Here is a 21,753-nt window from a genome sequence, read left to right as displayed (position 1 = left end):
CATCATTCCTTTCCAAAGCCGATTTTGGCCGAATAGGCCGTATTTATATATATGGGGTATCCACCTTGTTGTGAGTGTCCATGTTACATCAGTTTTTGACTATGGTAGCCGATTTACTTTTTCAAGGAACAAAGGTAATAATTAATATTGTTTTATTACTATTAAGAAATAGTTTCTATATATAACTCGTTTGTAAGGCAAGGTATTTTTTATGAATCAACAGGACGTTATTATGCAATTTTTTCTCAAATGTTTCACTGTCATAAAGCCTAATTAGGAAAATTGGTAATTGGAGTGACTCAAAATACAGTTAGCAAAAACATGCAAAAATGAGAGAAAACAAAAAGGTAAGGTTGTTAAAAAAACTTATTTACAATTAAGGGTGCGAGAGATTATCGCCTATTTTTGTTGAAGTTATTGAGCTAACGGGGCAGGATAGTTTAGTTTGAAAAACTAAGCTCGTATGTCGAAGTAGAAACAAAAAGCGAAGCAAAAAGAGACCATTACATGAAATGTAATAGTCTTAGATGCGTCTTTATATGAAAGCGACAAATGTTGGATCCCAATACTTTTTCAAGGCAATGGATTCCCAAGTTGAACCGAGTTATATGGAACAATAACAGTATATTCAAAAAAAGATAAAACGACAGGGAAAAATGTTAAATTCAAATAATAATTTATTTCGCAATTCGATCATACGGGTACTTTTCGATAGTGATTTGTGTAGAGGACATTAGCTATTTGCTTTTTGAGCTAATGAAGCATTTTAGTTAGCAAGAAATCATTCCTAAACTGACCAATATAAGAACTAAGTGATATTTTCTTTGTTTAACTAAAGGGGCAGATTAGTTAAATAAGAATATGGTTGTATTATCCACCAGAGTGCTGAATTGATTTAATTCTAACATAGAACAAGAGTTGTTGATGAAAGGTCCATTTTATCTATTGGATTCAGCATATGTCATATAAATTCTAGAAATCAAGACAAATACCCAAGAACATTTACCCAAAAATGCATATGCTGTATTGTAAAATGAAATGAGGAGGATGAATGTTTTTATGTACATTAACAGACAGTATCCAGGCATTGGTTTAGGTGGACCAGGTTCAGGTTTCGGTTTTGGACCAGGACTAGGGTTTGGAGGTCCAGGGTTTGGATTTGGATATCCGTACCATCATCATCACTATCCTTACTACCCTTATCATCATCACTACCCTTATCACCATCATTACTATCCTTACCACCATCACCACCATTATTAATATTAGTATGAGTACAATTCATCACAATCTTACTAAAAACCAAATGGATAGGCTGGAATCACCGAAAAGCATTGTTGGTAAAAGTTAATTCAGCGAGAGTTTTACTGGGGGAATTTATAGTTTACACACATATATATATGTAAAAGGCTGACTACTAAGGTAGTCAGCTAGGAATACCTAATTTAAATTAGTACCCATGATGAACGAAGGATACCCCAACAATAATTAACAGGATGAATAACACAACGATTAAGGCGAAGTTCTTACCATGGCCATAGCCGTATCCACTCATAGCCTACACCTCCTTTTTTTGAAGTTAATTCAGTATATATAACCAAATTTAATATGCTTGGACTATTGATATTATTATGAATTACAGGACACCCATAATAATGAGCGTCCTGTAAGAGGTGGAAAACTGTGGAGTACGGAGGTTAATTTAGTTTATGCGCAAAATACCAAAATGAAATGGACAAGAGTGGATTTAATAATTTGTATTTTCATGCAATTGTGACGAAGTGTACTTAAATTAAAGGGTGCAAGAGTTATGGATCAAGCTGTCATTATGGCAGCTTTTTAAATCTGTTAAAGGTGCGTTGACCCTAGAAGGATTGATGCACTTTTTTGTTAAAGTTATGAAACTAATGGTCCAGTTTATTTTATGAAGGACTAATTTAATCAACTCTAGAATAAATAACAAATTGAATTTTTAATGTATGCGAAGGTGTGCTAGAGCACAAGATGATGCTCACTGTGTCGGTCTTTTTTTCTTATTCAACTATAGTGCAGTTTAACGTAGCCTTAGGATTAATAGTCTAATTTCAGTATAAAGAACGCTAACCGAAATGATTAACGTTCTATACATGATGGAAGGGCACACGCATGTAACGAATATCTGATGATCACAGTATTCGATTTTTAAAAAAAGCTCAGATTAGGCGAAAGCCCAGACGCTTCTAAAGTAAGACTTAACGATACGATTACGAAGGTCAGAGGCAGTGTTTTAATATAGAGTTGGAGTCGGAGGAGAACAATAGAAGGAAACAATATCGCTTAAAGCAACCGAATATTGATTCCATCTTCCGCCGAAAAACCTATAACCATAAACTCTTGATTCTCCTACAGTTGTTAAAAAAAACCAGAAATTGTCTCCGTTTCTAAGCCTCAGAAACGTGAAACGATAAATACAATTTTGAAGACCCCAGGGATTCTGTGCATAGAGTGGCATTTGTCGTATATTTTCCATATTTCGAAGTTCACTCCTCATTGAAATTAGACTAATAACCAGTTATATGCTCAGGGTCAAAGCTTTGATTGGATGAATGCCTAGTAGCCCATCTAACTTCAAATATGAATGATGAAGCTTATATGAATGGATTGGGCAAATATTTTTATTGAGAACGGTATCTTTAAACCAAAGGAAATTATGAAAAGTTTATTAGTTATGGAGTTGTCCAACTAAAGGGTGCTTTAGTGGAAAAGTGGGGTTGTTGCGGCTGCCCTTTTTTATTAAACTAATGGGGTAGTTTAGTTTAAGAAGATTATATTACGAAATAAAACTTCCAATTATTTGGCAGTTTTTTTATTTAAATCAACCATATTGTGTAATCAATGTGGCTATATCTGTAAAGTGTTCAAATTATATTGATATACGAAAATCCGATTGTTAAACTACTTTTGAAACATGGCTATGTATCACGATGAACGAAAGAAGGTTGCAATTTGAAAATCAAACTTGACATTAGCAATGGGCGTTATGATGAAATCGAATCTGCACTCGAAGAACTAGGAATTGAAATAGATGATACTGTCGACTTGGTATTAAGTGAAACCAACAGTTTCATTGATAATCTGATTGTGAGAGAAAAAGAAACAAATGCACGGATTGTTTTATAGGTAGAGGATTGCTTTTTGAGCTAACGGAGCAGGTAGTTCAATAAAGAAAATGGTTTATTTATATCACATTTGACACAAAATGCGACATAGAAAAGAAGCGTACAAAACGCTTCTTTTCGATTGGGGTTGATTTCAATGATACTTATTAGGAGAGATTAGTATCCACCGCCCACGAATGAAGTACCAACAATGATTAGGAGGATGAAAAGTACAACAATTAATGCAAATCCTGCACCCATACCCATTCCGTATCCGCCGCCGCTCATAGACACACCTCCTTTTGTAAAGATAACATAGTCTATGAATCAACAAAATAACCCGACATGGACAAGTGTGGAACTTTTTAACAATGGTATTTTTATCTATGATGTACCACTTAAGTTCTTCTAAATGGTTTAATTATGTGTCTTGGTACATCTACTACATTTATTCGATTAACATGGACTTGCTGTACTAACGAAGCAGGTTAGTGAATAAGGGATATGATTAAATGACAGTTACGGAGGCAGGTCTGGCTTTATATAAAAAATAGTCCGAATTTTACAAAATGCGATACAGTATAAAAAAGGAGGGCAAAACAGAATGAAATTTGAATTTGGGGACAGTGCTATTTTTCTCCCCCCTTTGCATATTACAGTTATCGTAATAATAATTATCTTCTTTTTAGTTAGGTGGAGTAAGCAATTAGAAACACGACGTTTTACTGTTTTCTTTTACTTTCTGATAAGCACTTATATTGCTCCAATTTTTTCTTACTTACAGAAGAAGGTGTCTTCGAGCTTTGGATACCTATAGGATTTATTTTTGTTTTCTTATACTTGTTTCGTAGCAAAAGTAACCATCCATCTAAAATGAAAGCAAGTATTTTAGGATTTTGCATAGCATTATATCAGTTAATTTTTCAATATGACGGGTAGAATTTGTTATTCCACTAACGGTTTTCTGGTTGGGATAAACAAAATACTGATCCTGCATTTTTAACTTGCTGTTAGAGGGTAACCCCTCAAGGTTGTATCTACCAACCCAGTGACTTACGTTATATTTTTTTTTTTCTAAGGTTAGGAATTAACCCTGATTTAAGAAATAATAAAATCATTTGAATGCCAAGTTCGTTGTAGTAAATTAATAAGACATTTAAACGTTTGCGGTAAGAGATGACGATTTTGATCTGATTTTCTTCTTATTTATATATAAAATGAAAGAACGTAATAAATGGGTCATAATAGCGCTCGTTTTGTACACCTCAGATTAGTAAATTGCCAGTTGGCTCATAATAACTAAAAATAGTAACTGAGGGTCTGTTGGACTAGTAGCTATAAAATGCTCATAATAGAAAAGTTGCTAAAATCAAGGCTTTTTTAAGCAGCTTTATTCTATATTGATATTCATGAATGGGCGGAATGATGTAATAAACATCATAAAGCCTTGATATATAAGGCTTTTGCTTATATTAAGCAACATATGTTCACTTTTTTCACTACAATCATCTTATTAGAGAAGTCTTTCATCAGTTTACTGAACTGGTGGGAGGCCTTTTCTTCATATTGGAGGTTATATGAGCCATGGTTGTATTGATGTTTGTATGCCCTAAACGCTGCTGAATCACTGTTATCAACATAAAAAAGCCCTTTTTGTAACTTCACTTCCTTTTCCCTGATTTCAATACCCATAAAATAGGCGTTTGAAGTTTAGGTATTGCCCGAACAGCTTTTGGAGTTAAGAATATATTAAAGATAGAAGTTATGGAAAAAAGCCGAGTAGGAGGGAAAATGTGAAGGTCTTAATTTTAGCTGGAGGGTTTGGCACCAGAATAAGTGAAGAAACGCATTTAAAACCCAAACCTATGATAGAGATTGGGGATAAGCCAATCTTATGGCACATTATGAAATTGTACTCTAGTTATGGTTTTAATGACTTCATTATTTGTTTAGGATATAAGAGTCATGTTATTAAAGAGTACTTTTCTAACTATTTCCTATATAATTCCGATATAACTTTTGATCTTCAGAAAAGAAATAAATGTATCATTCATAAGAACTCCGCTGAACCATGGAAAGTCACCTTGGTTGATACAGGTTTAAACACATTAACAGGTGGTCGAATCAAAAGAGTACAGGATTATGTTGGAAATGAACCTTTTATGGTGACGTATGGCGACGGAGTTAGCGACGTAAATATAAAGGACTTAGTTGAATTTCATCGCTCCCATGGGAGGCTAGCTACAGTAACCACTACACAGCCGGAGGGCAGGTTTGGTGTTTTGTCCTTGACTGTTGACCAAAAAGTAGAGAAGTTCCAGGAGAAGATAAAAGGGGATAGCAGTTGGATAAATGCTGGCTTTATGGTATTGCAACCAGAAGTTTTTAACTACCTAAATAACGGGGACCAAACGGTATTTGAAAAGGAACCATTAGAGAACCTTGCTAAGGATGGACAATTAATGGCCTATAAACATTCTGGCTTTTGGTATCCGATGGACACTTTACGGGATAAGCGATACTTACAAGAGATTTGGGCTTCGGGTAGTGCTCCCTGGAAAACATGGGATATGAAGGTTAAGGAGTAAAATTTTATTAGATTTCTCAAAAGACGAAGGAATAATGAGTTATTAATTATGGTTCTATTAGCTTCTTACAAAGTAAGTCATAATTTATTCATCGAGAAACGGTACTGGAATTCAGTGCTATGCCACATCGAGAAAACGGCAATATAGAATCAAAATTAAAATATAGGTGGATAAAAATGAAAAATAATAAAAACCATACAATTTTTCAAACAGACCTCCAGTATATATATAATAAGCTTGGAAAGTCCGAAAAAGAAAAACTTAAGGATTCATCAATCTTGATAACCGGATGCGCCGGCTTCTTAGGCTATTATTTAATGTCATTTTTATCTGAGTATTCAGATGAAATGGGAATTAAAAAGATTATTGGAATTGATAATTTCAAACTTGGGAAACCAAAATGGATTGAGAATTTAAGTAAATCAAATTCAAAGATTGAACTTTATACTTTTGATATTACTGAATTTTCATCATTTGAAACGAATAATATTAATAATGTTGATTTTATTATCCACATGGCTTCAATTGCCTCACCGACCTATTATAGAAAATATCCTCTTGAAACTGTTGATGCAAATGTATTAGGACTAAGAGGTTTGCTGGATTTTTATAAGAATAAAGATATTAAAGGATTTTTATTTTTCTCGAGCAGTGAGGTTTATGGTGATCCATTTCCGGATTATATTCCAACTTCCGAGGATTACAGAGGAAATGTGGCTATGATAGGACCGCGTGCCTGCTATGATGAGGCAAAAAGATTTGGCGAGACACTTTGTTACCTATATGCCGAAAAATTCCATATGCCGATTTCTATAGTCAGACCATTTAATAATTATGGACCGGGTATGAGACTTAATGATAGGCGGGTACCGGCTGATTTTGCGAAAGCGATTATTGAAAACAAGAAGCTAGTCATGTATTCCGACGGTAAACCAACTCGAACATTTTGTTATGTGACAGATGCAATAGCTGGATATTTAAAGGCATTACTATATGAACCTTTTGACTACTTTAATATAGGTATTGATAAACCCGAAATTTCGATAAAAGAATTGGCCAGGATTTATAAAGAGGCAGGCTTAGCTATATATGGGTTTAATCAATCAATCGAATTTAGAGAATCTGATGAGCAAAGCTATTTAACACATAATCCATTAAGAAGATGTCCCGATATCTCAAAGGCTAGAGAACTGTTAAATTATTCGCCTTCTATTTCTATTTATGAAGGTGTGCACCGCTTTCTAACCTTTTTGAAGGAAGGAGGGGGAAATCAGTGATTACCGTGATCGGCCTAGGCTTTGTTGGATTGACAACTGCTTTAGGGTTTTGCGATAAAGGGTATAGTGTTTACGGCTATGATATTGATCAAAAGAAAAAAGAGAAGTTAAAAAAAGGGACTATTCCCTTTTATGAACCGTATCTTGATGAGAAATTAAATCAGCATTTAAACAAAGGTTTTACAATTGTTGACGATTTACAGGAAGCTGTAAATAATAGTAAAGTTATCTTTCTTTGTGTGGGAACCCCGAGTAAATCTGATGGGAGTGCATATCTGGGCTATATTTTGGATGCAATTAAAAGTATAGCGGCATATATAAAAAAGCCGTACTTTAAAGTACTGGTTCTTAAATCGACCATTCCTCCATCAACGACAAGCGAAAGTATTAGACCGTATATAGAAAGTCTGGGTTTTAAGGTTGGTGTTGATATTGGTTTAACCAATAATCCTGAGTTTTTAAGAGAAGGTAATGCCTGGGAAGATTTTATGAATCCAGATCGAATTGTTATTGGTCAGGAAGAAGATAAGAGCGGACAGATGGTGGAAAAAATTTATCATTCATTTAATGCCCCTATCTATAGGGTTAGTTTAAATACGGCAGAATTTATTAAGTATTTATCTAACACTTTGCTAGCAACTCTTATTAGTTTTGCGAACGAACAGGCATTAATCGCTAATTCCATTGGCGATATTGAAATAAAAAAATCCTTTCAAGTCTTGCATCTAGATAAAAGATGGTTTGGTGATCCAGCTAAAATGACTTGCTATGTTTATCCGGGTTGTGGTTTTGGAGGCTATTGTCTCCCGAAGGATACTATGGCATTAGTTAACCAGTCATTAAAGAACTCCTACTCACCACAATTATTGACAGGAACCTTAAAAGTAAATGAGGCGATTAAAGAATTTGCTGTTAATGATGTGGCAGGAAAAGTTGAAGAGAATGAGTATATAGGTATTCTTGGTTTAGCATTTAAGCCAAATTCAAATGACATAAGGGATACACCTGCAAAATCAATTATTGAAGGGTTGTTACAAAAAGGATATAAAAATATTATTGCTTATGACCCTATGGCTATTGAAGAGTTTAAAGAGGCATACGGTCTTCCTATTGAATATTCCCCTAACTTAAAATCATTACTTGCGAAAGTAAATCATGTTGTTATTTTAACAGCATGGGATGAATTTTTAATAAATAGAGAATCGATAAAAAAGAAGAAAGTTTTCGATTATCGTTATATATACGATTAATGAACGATGATGAAAAAGGAAAGCGCCCTCACTATCCTTATTAATAGTAGGAGGGGATATTGTGTGCAGCGAACAATCAAATATAATAAGGGATTACCGTGGTAATGTCATTTCAATGGAAGAGATTCAGTGGGTATGCAGACACCATCGTATAGGGGAAATTACGCGAATCCATGGTGTTCTTGCATATGGGACCAATGTACCGATTTTAGTTGAAACAGAAAAAGGAAAATATGTGTTGCGATATTTAACTCAAACTGTTCCAAAGGGGCGAATAAATTTTATCGAGGATATCCTAATATGTCTGAAGGGTGCCTCTGTACCTGTTGTGAATGCAATTAAAAATGAATCCGGGGATTATTACTCCTTTATTCATAATAGAATGATCCAAGTGTATCCTTATATAGAGGGTTCAAGATTTAAATTTGATCCTGAACAAATTAAGTCAAATGCACGGATGCTCAATAAGTTCCATACAACTTTAAACTCATACAAACAGGGGCCATTACCAGGTGAATCTAACTGCCCCACAGAAGAGAACCTCAAAAAAAGATTAAATCGTTTGTATCAAAAAAAAGAATCTATATCCAAATCCTCATTATCTAAAATAAAATCCCTATACTCTACTATCATCGAGCTTTGGAAAAAGGCAGATAAAAATAATTTACTAGAAACCATTATTCATGATGACTGGCATCCTTGGAACCTTATTTATAGTGAGGATGGATCTGTTAGTTGCATTCTGGATTTTGATCTTGTTCGTCCAGGAAAACGAATATATGATGTAGCCTATTGCATATATTGGATTTATAAGCAATCACCCAATAACAAGAGTCAAACATATTCAAAAATGTTTATAGAAGGATATGAAGGGTTGACACCTGAAGAAAAGAATATCTTACCATTAGTAATTGCAAAAGTAGGGTTATTCTTTATTATAGAGTTCGTTTCACGTATAGATAAACAATTAAAAGTCAATGAGCCTTTAATTGAATTTTTTCTTAGTCAGGAGGGAAAAGAGTTCTTACTTTAAATTTTTGTTTTTTTCCATCCTGTTAATGGGTGTTTTATTTTAATAAGACCATCAAAATGGTGGTCTATTTTGGTGTCTAAAATATCAACATCCATTGTTTATCAGAATCTAAAGATAAAAAATTGTTGATTAAAGTAAACCCCTTATATAAGTTAATATATAAGGGGTGGGTTTACTTAATTCTATTTATTTAGTTATTACTGTATTTATAGTAATGTATAGCTTTTTGTCTGCTTAACTTTTCGACAAATCCATAGGTGAAAGTATTATCAATGGATTTAACCCTCTCGATAGCTTTTTGAATTGCTTTTATATAGGGAATGTAAACATGATTTATAGTTTCTTCGTTCACCCGAGAATAATAACATAAGTCAAACTCGCGCTCGTTTTTTATAACAAAACCACTAAAATGATAAACAACCAGTTTATGATTATTGATATATACCTCACTGTTACTAACGTTAAAATCAGGGGTACTTTCATAATTTCCTTCATTCCATGGTCCTATATTAATTCCTGGGTTGTTTGATATTATAACACCTGAAAACAGCTCTGGCCATTTATTCAAATACTTTTGATCTGTCCACAGGCCCTCTTCATGCCAATGAAAACACCATTCCAAACACTTCGTTCTCCACCATTCAAGGCATTGAAAAGCATTTGGATCTCTCTTAAAGCCAATTAACCCTGCCTGGTATGTGCCTGAATCCTCAATATTTTTAGCAAGTCTCTGTTCGCATATAAAAATGGAACCATCTCCCCATTGATTAAGAATCGGTTTTGGATCTGAGTAGAAATATAAATCCCCGTCAATATACATTATAGAGTTAATAAAATTATATTTGTTCAGGAGATATAGTACAAGGGGGGATTTTAAAGTAAAACTATACTCATGTGAAGTTCGAGACTTTTTTACGGAAAGAAGCTGCTCATTTTCGATACTCTCTAAAGGAATAAGGGTTACATTCTTTAAATTCATCTTTTTGAGGAATTGTAGAGAAATCTTATCCAAGCACAATATCCAGAGGTGAAAATTCTTTGTGTGCTTTTCTAAGGAGTCGTGTAGAGCTAGACCCTTTAATAAGTACTCTTTTCCAATAATAGTGCAAAAATGATAGAATTCCATACTTGTATTCAATCCTCCTACTTATTTGAACTTATCATTACACCTTTTGATACTTTTTTCTCTCCACATCCAAAGGAAATTGAATGCGTCTTTCTCACGTTTGAATCCTATTAAGCTTCTCAAATTGACTCCATACTCTTGATGGGTATCCTGATCTATTTCGTTCTTCCAAATAAAAACAGGATTTTCCTTCCACTTACTGAATGCATTTGTCACTTTAGAATTGAAACGTGCGTTCGAATCAACATATATCATATAACGGATATTATAATTGTTCTTTAAAATGTAAATTATCAATGGTGCTTTTAAAGTTCTACAGTATTCAGATGCATTCAGGGTATTCTTGACATTTAAAAGTTCCTGATCCTCAATATTCTTAATATCTATTAGAACTACATTTTCTAATTCCATATTGGCCAGTGTATTATAGGTGGTATCATCCAAGCAGCATATCCAGAGGCAAAATTGGTTTGCATTCATTCTTAGAGAATTGTAAAATTCCAAGCCTTCAGATAAATCTTTCTCACTGACGATTATACAGAAATTATATTTGTCTTCGTATCCATCTATATTGCTCGCCAGATTGAAATAATTTTTAATGAGCCTACCGCTTGGAGTATGTTTATAATAAAAATCCTTATCAATATTAGAAATGATATCCATGACCTCATTACACGCTTTGATATAAGGAACAAATATCCATTGTATTATCTGATTCGTGGGGAAATGGCCATGCGCACATAAATCAAACTCATTTCCATTAAAATATTTAAATCCATAGTAATGGAATAAGATCAGTTTATCTCCATTGATATATAGATTATCATCTTCTTTGGTAACCTTATTTTGAGTTGAAATATACAGGTTGGCGTTAATTCCAAGGTTCGCTGCAATACCAACATTATCAAACCTAGTTAGCCAATCATTTACGTACATCTGGTCGCTCCATCTGCCTTCTTCCGGTTTATCAAAGCACCAGTCAATCAATTTTTCTCTAAACCATTGAAGGCATCGAAGCGCATTTTGATCTCTTTTAAATCCCATAAAACCAGTATTGTAAACTCCATATATCTTACTTAACCATTCATATTCTCCTTTATATTGCTCCTCTGTTAGAAATACTGAGTAATTGCCCCACTCATCAAATATGGGTTGGGGATCCGAAAGAAAGGCTGTATCACCGTCCAACCATATAATATGGTCGAGCTCAGAAAAGTGATTTAATAGGTATAACAATATCGATCCTTTACTCGTCCAAATATATTCTTTATCATTGCGTGTATTTTTTATATTTGCCAATTCCAAATCTTCATTTTCTACATCTTTCATACTTATCAGTGTTACGTTACTCAGTTGCATTTTTTCCAATAAGTATTTTACTTCATCCTGAGCACATATAATAAAGAAATGAAAGTCCTTATCATATTTTTGTAGTGAATTATATAAGATCAGTCCCTTATAAATATAATCCTTGCTATAGGTAGAACAATAGTAGTGTGTCAAAACCTTAACACCCCTTAATAACGTAAGTATAGTACTTATTTAAAACAAGTAATATTTTTCCTAAATGCATCTACTGTTTATTAATGCATCAAGGAATAAAGATTGCTTCTTAAAACGCTCTGTTTTTAACTAGACCTTCACCTTTGTATCAGCTAACTAATTTAGAATATGTTGTTGAAGAAAAAATGTTACGACCAAACACATGTACAATAATAAGTATTAATGGGGCCCATTTTTGGAAATTTCATTAGCATTTAGCCCTTATACACATAGTATTAATTGACAATATGAAAACACATCGATTATTGATCAACTAATCTTATAAAACAAACCATCAAGAAAACTATTGCGGAAAAATCAATTGACAGTTTATTAGCATGTGGGATTTTGGCAATGTATTGAAACAATGATAAATTTACAAATATTCAATGAACAATGGGCTAATAGAGGCCATGGGCTAAATTGTAAGGAAGTGGAGATGTGTACTGTGACAGGTGCTTTTACCAATAAAAGAGTGTTAATTACCGGAGCTAGCGGTTTTATAGGATCCCACCTGGTTAGAAGGATGGTTGAGGAAAATGCTGAAGTAAATATTATCGTAAGAGAAGGATCTGATTTATGGCGGATTGAGAGTCTTTTAAAAGACATTAAAATCCATAGAGCTGATTTAAGGGACTCTGAAAAAATTGATGTCTATATCAGAAAAATAAAGCCTGATTATGTTTTTAATATGGCGGCTTACGGTGTTGATTCAAGACAAAAAGATTATTTTATTGCTGCTAATACTAATATAATAGGCACAATGAATGTGCTAAATTCTTTAATTTCTGTAGGATGTAAAAAATTCTTAAATATCGGTACGTGTATGGAGTATGGGGATAAAAAAGAAATTATTAAGGAAACTGCTCATTTAGAACCATTCAATATTTATGGAAGTACTAAAGCTGCTAGTACAATTTTGGCACACCAAATTGCTGGGGAGAACAATATTGAAATTGTTACTTTAAGGGCTTATGGGGTTTTTGGAGAAAATGAAGGGAATCATAAGTTTTTCCCCCATATTATATTATCAATTCTAAATAATACTGATGTTAATTTAACAGGTTGTGAGCAATACAGAGATTATATTTATATAGACAATCTCATCGATGGTTTTATTTTAGCTGCTCAAACTGATGCGGTAAAAAACGAGATATTTAATATAGGTACTGGAATAATCCATCCTTTAAAATACTACGTTGATAAAGTTTTCGAAAAAATGGAAACTGTTAAGAAGCCTAATTATGGAGCTGTCCCCTACAGGTCAGGAGAAGTCTGGAAGCCCCACCCTGATATAAGTAAAATACAAAAAATATTAGGTTGGACGCCTAAAATTGGTTTTGATGAAGGGCTGGATAGAACAATACAGTGGTATTCAAGAAACAAAGAAAAATATATATAAAATGGACCTTCAAGGGAAATAAAAATGCTAAAAGTTTTTTATCTTTCTCCACAAGTGAAATTTATGAGGACCCGACCAAAAAACAATTTCACAATAGAAGAAATATAACGGCAATGTATCTTGTACTGGGCCACGAGTTTGAGCATGTCATGATGAAGAACCATTATAGCTTGGTTTATCAATATATAGTTAGTAGATGGAAAGATCTATTGTACTAGATGGTCGCAGATTGCCGAATAAAATCACTTAAAGAAGCTTGTGTGGGATATATTGGTAGGGATAGCTTTGCTCCTACAAATTTTTTCAGAAAGAAGTGATTTTTATGGGGAGATTAGGTGAATTTATCAACATTGATCCGTATCAAGATAAAAGAGGTATGTTAAAAAAAATAATCAAGAAAAGTCAGCTGCCAGATAGTAGTGAAGTTGGGGAAGTTTATTTGCTTTACTCAAACCAAAATAGTGTTAGAGGAAATCATTATCATAAAAACACCTTTGAGTATTTCACGGTTATCAGTGGTAAAGCAAAGGTGGCATTGAAGGATTTGTCTCAAGGGGTACGTGAGGAGTTTTATATGTCTGCCGATGACAACGTTGTACTAAAGATACCTCCCTATATGGTACACGCTTTTAACAACGAATACATTGATCCATTGATTATTCTTGCTGTGTCATCAAAAGAGTATAGTGAATCTGATACTGACACATATATTGAGGAAATTCTTTAACTATATGTAAATGAAATAAATATTAGTCTACTTGAATAAAAAATAGCTAACCATTCTGCTTGTTAATACTTTACCGTATATCAAATTCTTCAATGGTCGCGCGTGATTGTTAAAGAATTTGATTTTTATTTCCGTGAGATATATTTTTTATTTAGGGTGAATCGTTAATTAGGTAAACACTACTATATCATTATTATCTGTGAGATCCGTACTCAGACTATGTGGAATGTTGTTTACTACTTGTGAGGAAAAATTAACAGTGAGTAAGAGCCTTTTCATTTTCGAAAGGCTCTTTTATCATGGTTCCAGTCTAGTCCAAACTCAAAACAGAAACATAATATAGATAAAGTAGTTAAAGGAGTTGATGAATTAGTGGAGGATTTTAAATCTATTTGTGTAGTTCAAGGGAAAAATGAAGTAGAGGTAAAAAATAATCCAACGTCGTATCCGCTAATCGGCAAGGGGGCACAAGGAGCCGTTTTTAGATTTTCTTCAGATAAATGTGTTAAAATTTATGGAAAACCAAAAAGAGCTCGTAAAGAGGGGGAAGTATTAAAAGTCGCACAGAAGTCTTCCATTATCCCAAGGCTTTATGAAGTAGGGCCAAACTATATTATTATGGAATATATTGAAGGTCCAACTTTATATCAGTATTTACAGTCTGGAGGGGTTCTTTCTGAAAATATTATAAAGGAAATTCTATTCGTGCTAAATGAAATGAAGCGTTTAAAGTTTACTAGATTGGACGCGGATATGCGTCACATTATCGTAACTAAGCAAAAACAATTAAAAGTAATAGACCATTACAACTCATATAGAACGATTCAGCCAAGACCAAAGCTATTGTTTAATGGTTTTAAAGTTTTAGGTATATTACCATTGTTTTTGGAAAACTTAAAAAAAATGGATCCGGAATCGTTTATAGATTGGAAAGATTTATAGAAAAAAAGTAACTCCTATATTAGGTCTAGAGTGGAAGCATTGGTAATTTCTATTCCACCGCTAGAAGAGCAAATCATTATCCTGAAAATTTTAAACAAGATAATTGTAAGAAATGATGAGGCTTTTTCATTAATTGAATTAGAAAAAGAAATAATTGAATTAAAACAATCCATCCTTAATAAAGAATTCCGAGGTGAAATGGGAACGAATAATTCTCCAGAAGTCTATTTCTTTTATTTTATTATTTAATGAATGGGCGGCATGATGTAATGAACACCTACAACCCTTGATTTCGTAGGGTTTTGAATTAAGTATAAAAAAAATGCTCATACATTTGCTCATAGTAAGCAAAAAATGCTCACCTTTTTCACAAAAACCATTATATTTAGAGAAGGTCTTTCATCAGTTTACTAAACTGCAGGGAGGCCATTTCTTCCATATTAGCAGTCATATGAGCATAAATATTCATGGTTGTATTTATGTCTGTATGTCCTAAACGCTGCTGTTTCTCCTACTCCTACACCAACTTCAATCAATAAAGACGTATGCGTATGCCTGAATGAATATTATCAATATCTGCCTTTTTTAATAAACGTTTTAGTCTTGTTTCAATTACTTTTCTTAATTGTGGGTGGCAATCATCTCGTGCAAAGATAAACTGGTTATCTATATATAAATAACCTTTTTGTAATTTAATTTCTTTTTGTTTAATCGCATGTCGCTTTAGCATTTTTACGAGTCTCTCGTCAAATCGAATGGTTCGAATAGAGCCTGATTTTTTGGGTGGAAGAAATTCGTACTTTTTTATATTGTTATTTGGATTGTATAAAGTCTTAGGAACACGTAATGACCCTTTATCTTCATCAAAATAAGTCAATTTAAGAGCGAGTAATTCCCCAATGCGTAGACCAATATAGGCAAGTGTGGTAAAAGATACATTTCTAACCTGTCTGAATCAGCGGTACCCAAAAATCCAAGCTCTGGACTTGAGGAAGTCGAACAATTGATAAAGCAAATCCAAGAAAAGAAAAAAAGTAATGAGATAGTAAACCAGATGATGTAGGCTTGAACAAAACCGAAATAACACATATAGATTGAAAGTGCACCGTTTTAAAAGAAAAAAAGACCTCGCCATATAAGGCAAGGTCATTTATTATGAGAAGTTGGACTATCATTCTAGTTAACTGTTACAAAAATGGGTTGTTTTTTTGTAATAACAATTTCAATATGTCCTTTCATTTAAAGAAAAAGCTTAAAAAATTCGAACCTAACTATGGTAATTGTATTGTTTTAATATGTTCTAAATTTCGAAACAATGTTTCCCCTTCAGCAGTTATTAAAGTTACTTTTTGACTATTAACCTCTTGTAGTAATCCAATTTTTTCGGGATTATCCCCACCATCTAGAATAACTAGTTTATTTTCAAACTTCTTTAATTGATCTTTAAAAGATCGAGCTAAAGGAACAGAAGGACGAGAAAGGAGTAATTTATCATCAGTTAATGTATAAGGAGTCGTATCTTGTGGGAAAGGAATTAGCCACTTTACATGATTCATTGAAATATACATCGTTTTATAAATAGGGGAATGAAAAACAAAAAAATCGTTCATAATACTTGTTAAATAGCCGTGTATTGATTTATTTCCTGTTACATATACCTGAACAAATAGTCCTTTTGCAGTCATTAGTATTTTTCGAAAGGATATTAATTCTGATTCAATGGGTTTTACTGTTGGAGGTTCCGTCATATTGAAATTTTCATCAGGGAGGGATTCTTTCAATCTTTGAACATGAACGAAGGGTATATAAAGGAAGGTATTTTCTCTACCATTATAGATAACGATAATATCTAAGCCTGCATCAATAAGAATCCCTTTATGATAATTTCCTCCAGAAATTTCAATTTCAATAGTTTTACCTATTAATTCTTGAAAATAACTTTCCATCCTATATTCTCCTTTTATTTCTATTATTAAAGTGCCCCAGTAAAGAACCAAGAAACCCAATAATATAGAATGATTAAGGTAAATAATGTCGTAATTGGGATAATAACAATGGTAACTTTTATATATTGTTTCCAAGTGATTTTCACTTTACCATCACGCACAATATGCATCCACATCAGTGTAGCCAATGTTCCCATTGGTAGTAATAATGATCCCATATCACTTCCTATAACGTTAGCAAGATATGCAACTTTTAATGATAATGGATCTAGATTCATTTGGGTAAGTGTTAGTGTTCCTACCATAAGTGCGGGGTGGTTATTAAAAATATTAGACAACACTGTCAGCAGGGTACCCATTAGAACACTAGTGTATAAAAGATTACCAGATACCATTGGCTGCATAAATTGAATTAACCATTCGGTCAAACCAATATTATTAAGACCGTAAATGATTACATACATGCTGAAAGCAAATACGATAATGTACCATGGAGTTTTTTTTAGCATGTCACTAGGAGGTACCTTTAGATAAGTCCATCTCCAGATTAAAAGAATTAATGAACCAATAACAGCCATTACTGAGACTGGAATGTTCAAGTACGATGCAAGAAAAAGGCTCGCGCGTACTGCAAAAACAAATAATAGGATATTTAGCATAAACTTGGAGTGATCTTTCTCAGATTCATGACTAATGATATTGGATTTAAGTGGATGATAAGATGGGAGTGCAAGGGCAGAAACATTTGTAGGAACTTTTTTGGGCAAATCTTTCCTAAAGTAGAGATATAATAAACATGTCATCAGCAATAAACCGAGTGTTGCAGGGACAAACATCATAGCGGTATGCAAGTACAAATCCATACCGACAATTTTTAAAGCAATTAAGTTAACAATATTACTTACACCGATTGGAGCGCTGGATGCTGTTGCTATTAACGAACCGGATAACAAATAAGGGATTTTTTGATGATTTTTTAATCCCATATTGTTTAATAACATAACTAGAATTGGCGTTGTTATTAAAATACTTCCGTCGTTATTAAAAAAGAGTGTCATTAAAAAACATAATAGGTTGACATACCAAAATAATCGAATACCAGAACCTTTTGCTTTATCAGCAAGCTTTTCAGCAGCCCAGTTAAAGAATCCGAAACTTTCTAAGACAATTGCCATTACAATAGTTGCTATGATTGTTATAGCGGCTCCGCTAATAGTATCTGTGATGATTCTAAGGTCAGATAATTTTACACTTCCACAAAGAACGATAATGAGGGCTCCTATTGTTGCAGGTATGGCTTCATTGATTCCTTTAGGTCGCCAAAGTATAAAAAACAATGTCCCTAAAAAAGTCAAAATGGTTATCCAAGCTATTGGTTCCATAATTTTGCCTCATCTTTCTATTTTTAATTATATTTAGCTGTCAAATGGAATCACTCCTATTCTTGTAAATATATACGTTTGTCCCTCCCATGCATCTATCTTTATAGTTTTATCGTACTACATGTATATGTAACTAATATAAGACTCGTCTGGACTATTACTAGTGTTTTCATTAAATCCACTATAATCTATCTACATATGACCATGATGATACAAATTTGACCATAAATGCGTTTATCACCCCCGGCTAACTCATTAAAATTAAAAATCTTGTGTAATGAGAAGAAATTTAAGGGCAAAGAATATATTGTTTTTAAACTCATTAGGTGATATATATAGGTATTCATTCTACTTCATCGACTCATGAAGCGATACAAATTATAAAACATCAGACACTAAACGTTTTTGAATAACTATAAATTTTGTTTTTATAATAAGGTTGTTTTCGTAAAGATTGTTGTTTTTAGAAATAGTTTTTTCGAGTTCTCGAACTGTTAAAATTTGTTATAACATTATTAGAGAATTTAAAAATTATACAAAAAGGAGAACAGAAAAAATGTGGGGAACTCTTCCTATTTGGTTTTAGTTTATATATTACTTGTTTCTATTAACAACATTAGGAACTGCAATATATAGTCTAAAAAAGAATAAAAATAGCATATTGCCTATCTTAGCAATAGTATTTGCATTCCGATAGTTAGCATAATAAATAGCATAGGCAGAGCACCAGACATAGATGAATATGAACACTTAGTTAGTCAATTGCAACAGGGTGCAACTTGGCTATTTTTGCAATTATAGGTTATTTGTTTTTATTAGTATGGTGGGTATATTTTCTGTTCAAATTTAAGTCTATAAACAAAGCCAGTATCTCAAATTAAACGATGTATGACCTCTATATATTTTTATAATATAGAGGTCTTTTTATCCACTTCTTATCTTTTCAACGGTTGAGTAATGGCAAGCGGAAATAAGCATTTGCTCTGATTTCCAGAATTCTAATATTATAGGAATCTGCTTCCCGGTGTGCAAGTTATAGCCTTTTTCTGGAACCTAAACCAGATGCAAATCGTGATTCTCTAATGGATTTCAAAAGCACTGTGATTTTATCTGGAAAGCAACAGGGGCAGGTCGTGTTCTTTTGGTGCTTCGATAAGCTAGACATATATTTTCACAGTGTTAATCAGTTTCATTAAGTCATAGAAATTTTTCATCATTGACACTATGTGTGTATGAATTACCCATCCATAATCAATAATGTTTCAAGAGATTTAATCAGCCTTCTATAGATGAAGGTTTACGAGTACAAAAACTGTCACCTTAAAATATAAATAATAGGATAAAAGCAAAAACATAAAAAGATAGGATAATGGCCCAAACCAAACTTAATATTTTGTAATATACATATATATAATCCATGTACAAATCACTCATGGAGATAAATGTACCATTAGTAAATTCACCAGTGTGAAAAAATAAGGGTTAGGGGGATAAGAGTGGACAAAAATACAGTTAGAAATTTATTAGGCAGAGCCATTCAGGTAAATAAGGGAGGGCCAGAATCTACAGTTGGAAAGTTGTTGTCAATAACAGAGGATTATATAGTTATTCAGACTGAAAATGGAGAAACAATATTTTATACAATGGAACATATAAAGGGGATTATTGAAGATTCTCGAACCAAGTTTAATCCTGTTTTGGATCCCAATGAAAATACAAATACAAATGATACTATTACCTTTGAGAACTTCAATCAATTGATGACTTCATTAGTAGGCGAAGTTGTTCGCATTAACCGAGGAGGTCCTGAATCTAAAACTGGAAAATTAGTGGAAGTAAAAAATGATTATTTAATTATTTATGACAAAATGGATGGTCTTATATTTTATGCAATCGATCATATAAAAAGTGTGACTAAATTAACAATGGAAACCAATGAGGATGGATCAGATAGCACAAACAATAGCCAGAAAAAAGAAACTGAACAGCAAAAAATGGATGAATATGGTGAGGAAAATACGGATGAACTTGAACAACTTATGACTATAGTTAAGGAAGTTGAAGCCGAAAACCTCACTGGTATTCTAAATAATTTACAGTACGGTTGGATAAAGATTAATAGAAAAGGTCCAGAAAGTCTAGAAGGTGCGTTAGCTCAGTTTGATAATGATAACAATTTTCTAGTATTAGTTGATAAACATAACGTAATACGTATTCCACTTAACCATATGAAAAGTTTCAGCTTTAAATTGCAGAATAACGAAGAACAAGATAATTCAAAGAACAAAAGTGAGGCAAACAGCAATAACACCAATGACCAAGATCAAGATAACCAAGATAAAGGTAAGAATGTCAGTGGTAACAAGAATAAAAATAAAAAAGATAGTGGCGATATGAGTAAAGCAAGCGAGGATAGAGGAGGCAAGAACAAAAGTAAGTCAAACAGCAATAACACTAATGATCAAAACAAAGCTAACAAGGGAAAAGGTAAGAATGTCAGTGGTAACCAGAGTAGAAATAAAAAGGATAAAGATAAAAAAGATAGTGGTGACGTGAGTAAAGCAAACAAGGCTAAAGAAGACAAGAACAAAGACGGCAAGGAAAAAGGCGGGAAGGGTAAAGACAGTAAGAGTAAAAATGAGAAAGATAAAGGTAAAAAAAGGTAAAAAAAGTGAGGTATTAATGATGATTTTCCACGTATACCTTTTTAATAACATAAAATTAAAATCTTAGCAACATTGGGATTTTGAAATGTCGATAGGGACAGAGGGATTTCTATTAATAGGGGGTTGCAACAACTGTCAAAGCAACTTAATGAATAGCGGTAACCGTATACACATTCGTGGGCCAATTTGTGATGAAATCAATAGAGGTCAAACAGGTACTGGCAATTGGAACAGGGGCTGGAACCGGCATACACGGAACGGATGGTTGTGGTATTAGAACCGGTACAAACGGAATCGGAATAGATCCGGAAATCGCTAAACGCTACTGACAGTTAGCCTGAGTCTATTAAAATAGATTGAGGCTATTGTTTGTAATTTCAGATTGAGGGAGGGACCCCCGGAGTGTTCCCTAGATTGATTACAATGACATACAATATGGGTCTAGGAATGCTTACGGAAATTACCCTGGAACACTTATTGACGTAGTGTTTAAAATGGAATAATTATATTTACAAAACAAAAAGGGGGTTATATTAAATTTTGCTCATATAAATTTTGTTTCAATATAAGGTTATTTTATAAAACGCGAAAAAAACCAAGTAAAATATAGGCTTTTTCAATATTAATATTATTATAATTGTTCATGAATGGGCAGAATGATGTAATAATTATTTATTAAAACTAGAAAAATGATACCCCTTAGAAGGGGTATCATTTCAGAGTGTCGACAAAAGG

18 protein-coding genes and 1 pseudogene are annotated in these 21,753 nt (G+C 33.1%); 12 read left to right on the top strand and 7 right to left on the bottom strand.

Going from position 1 to position 21,753, the window contains the following annotated elements:
• Positions 1-1,059 precede the first annotated feature (1,059 nt).
• Positions 1,060-1,263: a hypothetical protein gene (locus V7138_RS21510; protein WP_335401429.1), complete on the top strand. Its 204-nt coding sequence runs from the start codon at positions 1,060-1,062 to the stop codon at positions 1,261-1,263.
• Positions 1,264-1,450: 187 nt separating this feature from the next.
• On the opposite strand, the gene V7138_RS21505 is transcribed toward V7138_RS21510, so the two are convergent.
• Complete coding sequence (locus V7138_RS21505) at positions 1,451-1,555, bottom strand: YjcZ family sporulation protein (protein ID WP_335401427.1); 105 nt, start codon at positions 1,553-1,555, stop codon at positions 1,451-1,453.
• A 1,430-nt stretch (positions 1,556-2,985) separates the two neighbouring features.
• Here V7138_RS21505 and V7138_RS21500 point away from each other — a divergent pair.
• Entirely contained in the window at positions 2,986-3,159 is a 174-nt protein-coding gene (locus V7138_RS21500) for a hypothetical protein (protein ID WP_335401426.1), read from the top strand.
• A gap of 155 nt (positions 3,160-3,314) precedes the next feature.
• Here V7138_RS21500 and V7138_RS21495 read toward each other — a convergent pair whose 3' ends face one another.
• On the bottom strand, positions 3,315-3,425 hold the full coding sequence (locus tag V7138_RS21495; RefSeq protein ID WP_335401424.1) for a YjcZ family sporulation protein: 111 nt from the start codon (positions 3,423-3,425) through the stop codon (positions 3,315-3,317).
• A 1,505-nt stretch (positions 3,426-4,930) separates the two neighbouring features.
• Here V7138_RS21495 and rfbF point away from each other — a divergent pair.
• The 4 genes from rfbF (at position 4,931) to V7138_RS21475 (ending at position 9,285) form a co-directional block, all read left to right on the top strand.
• Positions 4,931-5,725 (top strand): glucose-1-phosphate cytidylyltransferase, encoded by a 795-nt coding sequence (gene rfbF, locus V7138_RS21490; protein ID WP_335401422.1) that lies wholly within the window; start codon positions 4,931-4,933, stop codon positions 5,723-5,725.
• Between the two features lie 176 nt (positions 5,726-5,901).
• Positions 5,902-7,002 (top strand): NAD-dependent epimerase/dehydratase family protein, encoded by a 1,101-nt coding sequence (locus V7138_RS21485; RefSeq protein ID WP_335401419.1) that lies wholly within the window; start codon positions 5,902-5,904, stop codon positions 7,000-7,002.
• A complete protein-coding gene (locus V7138_RS21480) occupies positions 6,999-8,252 on the top strand; it encodes a UDP-glucose dehydrogenase family protein (RefSeq protein WP_335401416.1) in 1,254 nt (417 codons plus the stop codon). Before V7138_RS21485 ends, V7138_RS21480 begins: the two co-directional genes overlap by 4 nt.
• Positions 8,253-8,313: 61 nt before the next feature.
• The gene (locus V7138_RS21475; protein ID WP_335401414.1) at positions 8,314-9,285 is read left to right on the top strand and encodes a phosphotransferase; all 972 of its coding nucleotides are present in this window, start codon (positions 8,314-8,316) and stop codon (positions 9,283-9,285) included.
• 190 nt (positions 9,286-9,475) lie between these two features.
• Here V7138_RS21475 and V7138_RS21470 read toward each other — a convergent pair whose 3' ends face one another.
• Positions 9,476-10,411: a hypothetical protein gene (locus V7138_RS21470; protein ID WP_335401411.1), complete on the bottom strand. Its 936-nt coding sequence runs from the start codon at positions 10,409-10,411 to the stop codon at positions 9,476-9,478.
• Positions 10,412-10,432: 21 nt separating this feature from the next.
• The gene (locus V7138_RS21465; RefSeq protein WP_335401408.1) at positions 10,433-11,914 is read right to left on the bottom strand and encodes a hypothetical protein; all 1,482 of its coding nucleotides are present in this window, start codon (positions 11,912-11,914) and stop codon (positions 10,433-10,435) included.
• Positions 11,915-12,401: 487 nt separating this feature from the next.
• Between V7138_RS21465 and V7138_RS21460 the strand changes: the two genes are divergently transcribed.
• The 4 genes from V7138_RS21460 to V7138_RS21445 all read left to right on the top strand — a co-directional run bounded on the left by V7138_RS21460 (position 12,402) and on the right by V7138_RS21445 (position 15,273).
• Positions 12,402-13,355: an NAD-dependent epimerase/dehydratase family protein gene (locus V7138_RS21460; RefSeq protein ID WP_335401406.1), complete on the top strand. Its 954-nt coding sequence runs from the start codon at positions 12,402-12,404 to the stop codon at positions 13,353-13,355.
• Positions 13,356-13,677: 322 nt separating this feature from the next.
• Positions 13,678-14,082, top strand: a complete 405-nt coding sequence (locus tag V7138_RS21455; RefSeq protein ID WP_335401404.1) for a polysaccharide biosynthesis C-terminal domain-containing protein — start codon at positions 13,678-13,680, stop codon at positions 14,080-14,082.
• 372 nt (positions 14,083-14,454) lie between these two features.
• Complete coding sequence (locus tag V7138_RS21450) at positions 14,455-15,024, top strand: serine/threonine protein kinase (protein WP_335401401.1); 570 nt, start codon at positions 14,455-14,457, stop codon at positions 15,022-15,024.
• A gap of 39 nt (positions 15,025-15,063) precedes the next feature.
• Entirely contained in the window at positions 15,064-15,273 is a 210-nt protein-coding gene (locus V7138_RS21445) for a hypothetical protein (protein ID WP_335401398.1), read from the top strand.
• Between the two features lie 283 nt (positions 15,274-15,556).
• On the opposite strand, the pseudogene V7138_RS21440 reads toward V7138_RS21445, so the two are convergent.
• The 3 genes and pseudogenes from V7138_RS21440 to V7138_RS21430 all read right to left on the bottom strand — a co-directional run.
• Positions 15,557-15,958: pseudogene (locus tag V7138_RS21440) on the bottom strand (tyrosine-type recombinase/integrase); the annotation flags it as partial.
• 337 nt (positions 15,959-16,295) lie between these two features.
• Positions 16,296-16,970: a DUF2642 domain-containing protein gene (locus V7138_RS21435; protein ID WP_335401395.1), complete on the bottom strand. Its 675-nt coding sequence runs from the start codon at positions 16,968-16,970 to the stop codon at positions 16,296-16,298.
• 26 nt (positions 16,971-16,996) lie between these two features.
• Positions 16,997-18,352 (bottom strand): arsenic transporter, encoded by a 1,356-nt coding sequence (locus tag V7138_RS21430; RefSeq protein WP_335401393.1) that lies wholly within the window; start codon positions 18,350-18,352, stop codon positions 16,997-16,999.
• Positions 18,353-19,848: 1,496 nt separating this feature from the next.
• Between V7138_RS21430 and V7138_RS21425 the strand changes: the two genes are divergently transcribed.
• Both V7138_RS21425 and V7138_RS21420 read left to right on the top strand, forming a co-directional pair.
• The gene (locus V7138_RS21425) at positions 19,849-21,018 is read left to right on the top strand and encodes a hypothetical protein (RefSeq protein WP_335401391.1); all 1,170 of its coding nucleotides are present in this window, start codon (positions 19,849-19,851) and stop codon (positions 21,016-21,018) included.
• 188 nt (positions 21,019-21,206) lie between these two features.
• On the top strand, positions 21,207-21,347 hold the full coding sequence (locus V7138_RS21420) for a hypothetical protein (RefSeq protein WP_335401389.1): 141 nt from the start codon (positions 21,207-21,209) through the stop codon (positions 21,345-21,347).
• Positions 21,348-21,753: the final 406 nt, after the last annotated feature.

The organism is Bacillus sp. JJ1533, assembly GCF_036965045.1.
Lineage (GTDB): Bacteria > Bacillota > Bacilli > Bacillales > Bacillaceae_L > Ferdinandcohnia.
The sequence above is the reverse complement of the archived record's forward strand: the minus strand, read 5'-3'. Positions and strand labels throughout refer to the sequence as shown.